We start from the raw sequence: 4145 nt of genomic DNA on the forward strand, positions 1-4145 counted from the left end.
GTCGAGGATGTCGCCGATCACGACCTTCGCGCCCTCGCCGACCAGTGCGCGAGCGTGGGCGGCGCCCATCCCCCGAGCGCCGCCGCTGATCAATGCAACTTTTCCGTCCACGCGTCCCATGCCGCGTCACGCTACCGCAGCGGGGGATGAAATTAGAACTTGTTCCACCGGCCCTACGGCGATCGTGAAGTGGGAAACAATCACACGATGAGCGTTACGACCCCCCTACTGACCGCCTGCGGCGGATTCCTCTTCGCCGTGCTGTGGATGGACCTCATGTTCGACGCGCAGGTCCTCGCGGACCGGCATCCCGGCGATGAACTGCCTGATTCAGTGCTGGATTCCATCGCGCGTTACTACCGGCGTGCGGTCACCGAATCCCGACCGATGAGCCACCTCATCGCCGTGGTTATGGTCGTGTTACTGGGCGCTTTGGGGTTGCGGGCGGTCCGAGGGCACGACCCGGGCTGGCTGGTAGCGGCGTCGACTCTGCTGGCAGGCGCGCCGATCCTGCTGGCCGCGACGCATACCGTGCCCAATGCCGTTCGACTAGGCAGCCGTTCTGGCAGCCCAAGCACCCAAACCGCCCTGGCGCGGTCCATCTGGCGTGATCATCTGGCTTGCGCGGTCTGCATCTCAGCGTTTCTGGTGCTCTGGCTGGTCCACGACGCCGTGGTTTGACCGGTCCACGCAAAGCGCTCCCGCCCGGGTGGTCACAGCCGACCGGATCCGTACTAAACTAGAACACGTTCCAGTTCGCCTACGGCGCTGTAAGCAACCAGGTAAGGACCACGCATGCACACTCCCATCTGCGATGAACTCGGCATCGAGTTTCCGATCTTCGCCTTCACGCACTGCCGCGATGTCGTCGTCGCGGTGAGCAAGGCCGGCGGATTCGGTGTGCTGGGTGCGGTCGGCTTCACTCCCGAACAGCTCGAGATCGAGCTCAAGTGGATCGACGAGAACATCGGCGACCACCCATACGGGGTCGACATCGTGATCCCCAATAAGTACGAGGGCATGGACTCGCACCTGTCCGCCGAGGACCTTGCCGAGTCGCTGCGCAAAATGGTGCCCCAGGAGCACCTGGACTTCGGCAAGAAGATCCTCGCCGACCACGGCGTGCCCATCGAGGACAGCGACGGCGACAGCCTGCAATTGCTCGGCTGGACCGAGGCGACGGCCACTCCTCAGGTCGAGGTGGCGCTGAAGCACCCGAAGGTGAAGATGATCGCCAACGCGCTCGGCACCCCGCCGCCGGACATGATCAAGCACATCCACGACGCCGGGCTCAAGGTCGCCGCGCTGTGCGGCTCCCCCTCACAGGCCCGCAAGCATGCCGACGCCGGCATCGACATCATCATCGCGCAGGGCGGCGAGGCCGGCGGCCACTGCGGCGAGGTGGGCTCAATTGTGTTGTGGCCTCAGGTCGTCAAGGAGGTCGCACCGGTTCCCGTCCTCGGCGCGGGTGGCATCGGCAGCGGCCAGCAGATCGCCGCGGCTCTGGCGTTGGGCTGCCAGGGCGCGTGGACCGGGTCGCAGTGGTTGATGGTCGAGGAGTCCTCGAACACCCCGGTTCAGCAGGCCGCGTACGTCAAGGCCGGCAGCCGCGACACCGTGCGGAGCCGCTCGTTCACCGGCAAGCCGGCCCGGATGCTGCGCAACGACTGGACCGAGGCGTGGGAAGCCCCGGACAACCCGAAGCCGCTCGGAATGCCCTTGCAGTACATGGTTTCGGGCATGGCGGTGCGGGCGACCAACAGGTTCCCCAACGAGTCCGTCGACGTCGCGTTCAATCCGGTCGGTCAGGTCGTCGGGCAGTTCTCCAAAGTAGAGAAGACGTCGACCGTCATCGAACGGTGGGTGCAGGAGTACCTGGAAGCGACGAACCGGCTCGACGAGCTGAACGAGGCCGCTTCCGTCTGATTACTCCTCGTCGTCCGGCGGGCCGGTGAAGACCTCTTTGGTCCGCTCGACGGCGTACGTGGCGATGTCCAGCGAGTTGTGGACGATGTCGCCGGTGCCGCCGGCGATGTCACCTTTGATGATGTGACCGGCGTTCTCGACGATGTCCGATGACCGCTCGACAGCGTTCTGCACGATGTCCCGGGCGGCGTCGATGGCGTCTTTCGGCCTGAAGGCCATGGCTATCTCCTAAGTCCTGTGATCAGTGGGTGACGCCCGTGTCGGAGGGGAAGCCTCCGCCGGCGCCGTTCGGGGCCCCGCCGCCGGTCAACTGACCGATCTGCCAGCCGTGTTCGGTGCAGAGCATCGGCTGCCCGTCAGGCGACTGGGCCGACGATCCCCGCGGGTTGTCGCACTTGGCTCCGACCTGCTGCACCCCGTACAGCGGATAGGTGATCACCCAGTACCCCGTCTCCGCTGCCGGGAACTGGTTGATGATGAAGTGGCATGCCTCGGCCTGACCGCCGGGCCCGCGCCCGAAGATGAACCGCTGGTAGTTGTCGCACGGCGCACCCAGCGACGCGTCGTAGTTCATGCCCGGCACATCGCCGTCGTAGTGCCCGTTGTCGGCGACGGCGGCCGGGGCCAAGCCGACAGTCGCACCGGCGATCGCTGTGGCGATGAGCAGTTCGCGAATCATGACCCCACCTTCGGTGTTACGTAATCAGGGCCATCCCACGGGCCCGTGACCTGCAGGCAAGCATAGTCAGTGCTCCCGGGGCCACAAGGCGGTTTCGCGCGCCCGAAACTCATCGGGGCCCGGGGCGAGAACACGTTCCAATCCATCATCGGCGAAACGTCGAGAAGCCGTTCCATCTCGGCTGTCGCGATGATTTACTGGGCCAGAACTCGTCATATCCAAGTCGTATTCACTCATAGGAGTGCCACTGATGCCGACTCCGAATCTTCCTTCCGGATTCGATTTCACCGACCCCGACGTCCACGCCGAGCGACTCCCGGTCGAGGAACTGGCCGAGCTGCGACGGACCGCGCCGATCTGGTGGAACGAGCAGCCGTCGGGGGTGGGCGGATTCGACGACGGCGGCTTTTGGGTGGTGTCCAAACACAAAGACGTCAAGGAGATTTCGCGGCGCAGCGACGTCTTCTCCAGCCTGCAGAAGACGGCGCTGCCGCGCTATAAGGACGGCACGGTCGGCGACCAGATCGAACGGGGCAAGTTCGTCCTGCTCAACATGGACGCGCCGCAGCACACTCATCTGCGCAAGATCATCTCGCGCGGCTTCACGCCGCGGGCCGTCGAGCGGCTTCGCGACGATCTCCGCGAGCGGGCGCGGCAGATCGTGGAAACCGCAGCGGCTCAGGGATCCGGCGACTTCGTCGAACAGGTGTCCTGCGAGCTTCCGCTGCAAGCCATCGCCGGCCTGCTGGGTGTGCCGCAGGAAGACCGGATGAAGCTGTTCCACTGGTCCAACCAGATGGTCGGCGACCAGGACCCCGAGTTCGAGAACAACGACGCGATAGATGCCTCGATCCAACTGATCATGTACGCCATGCAAATGGCCGCCGACCGGGCCGCGAACCCCGGTGAAGACATCGTCACCAAGCTGATCGAGGCCGACGTCGACGGTCACAAGCTCTCCGACGACGAGTTCGGTTTCTTCGTCATCCTGCTTTCCGTCGCCGGTAATGAGACCACGCGCAACTCGATCACCCAGGGCATGATGGCATTCACCGACTTCCCCGATCAGTGGGAGCTGTACAAGAAGGAGCGTCCGGCCACCGCCGCGGACGAGATCGTCCGGTGGGCCACGCCGGTCACGTCGTTCCAACGGACCGCGCTCGAGGACTACGAGCTGTCCGGCGTGCAGATCAAGAAGGGTCAGCGCGTCGTAATGGTGTATCGCTCAGCCAATTTCGACGAGGAGGTGTTCGACGACCCGTTCACCTTCAATATCCTGCGTGACCCCAACCCGCACGTGGGCTTCGGCGGAACCGGTGCGCACTACTGCATCGGAGCCAACCTGGCGCGAATGACCATCGACCTGATGTTCAACGCGATCGCCGACGCCATGCCCGACCTGGAGTCGATCGGCACACCGGAACGCCTCCGCTCAGGCTGGCTCAACGGCATCAAACACTGGCAGGTCGATTACCACAGCGATGCCTCAGCGAAACACCCTGTCGCGCATTAGGCTACGGCTATGCCGTCACACAAAGCA

Annotated in this window: 5 protein-coding genes and 1 pseudogene; 3 read left to right on the forward strand and 3 right to left on the reverse strand. The window is 64.5% G+C overall.

The features are described 5' to 3' along the window. A pseudogene (locus tag VN856_RS22235) lies at positions 1 to 120 on the reverse strand (3-alpha-hydroxysteroid dehydrogenase); the annotation flags it as partial. 87 nt (positions 121 to 207) lie between these two features. On the opposite strand from VN856_RS22235, the gene VN856_RS22240 reads away from it, so the two are divergent. Together VN856_RS22240 and VN856_RS22245 are read left to right on the forward strand one after the other, a co-directional pair. Continuing rightward, positions 208 to 681, forward strand: coding sequence for a hypothetical protein (locus tag VN856_RS22240; RefSeq protein WP_325693024.1), 474 nt, complete (start codon positions 208 to 210; stop codon positions 679 to 681). Positions 682 to 795: 114 nt separating this feature from the next. After that, a complete protein-coding gene (locus VN856_RS22245; RefSeq protein WP_325693027.1) occupies positions 796 to 1926 on the forward strand; it encodes a nitronate monooxygenase family protein in 1131 nt (376 codons plus the stop codon). Here the strand turns inward: VN856_RS22245 and VN856_RS22250 are convergent, their stop codons facing one another. Further along, the gene (locus tag VN856_RS22250) at positions 1927 to 2145 is read right to left on the reverse strand and encodes a hypothetical protein (RefSeq protein WP_325693030.1); all 219 of its coding nucleotides are present in this window, start codon (positions 2143 to 2145) and stop codon (positions 1927 to 1929) included. A gap of 22 nt (positions 2146 to 2167) precedes the next feature. Then, positions 2168 to 2605 carry a hypothetical protein gene (locus tag VN856_RS22255; protein WP_325693033.1) on the reverse strand — a complete coding sequence of 146 codons (438 nt, stop codon included), beginning with the start codon at positions 2603 to 2605 and terminating at the stop codon, positions 2168 to 2170. A gap of 250 nt (positions 2606 to 2855) precedes the next feature. Between VN856_RS22255 and VN856_RS22260 the strand changes: the two genes are divergently transcribed. Continuing rightward, positions 2856 to 4118, forward strand: a complete 1263-nt coding sequence (locus VN856_RS22260) for a cytochrome P450 (protein ID WP_325693036.1) — start codon at positions 2856 to 2858, stop codon at positions 4116 to 4118. Positions 4119 to 4145 lie beyond the last annotated feature (27 nt).

Origin of the sequence: Mycobacterium sp. (assembly GCF_035603715.1) — a bacterium.
GTDB lineage: Bacteria > Actinomycetota > Actinomycetes > Mycobacteriales > Mycobacteriaceae > Mycobacterium.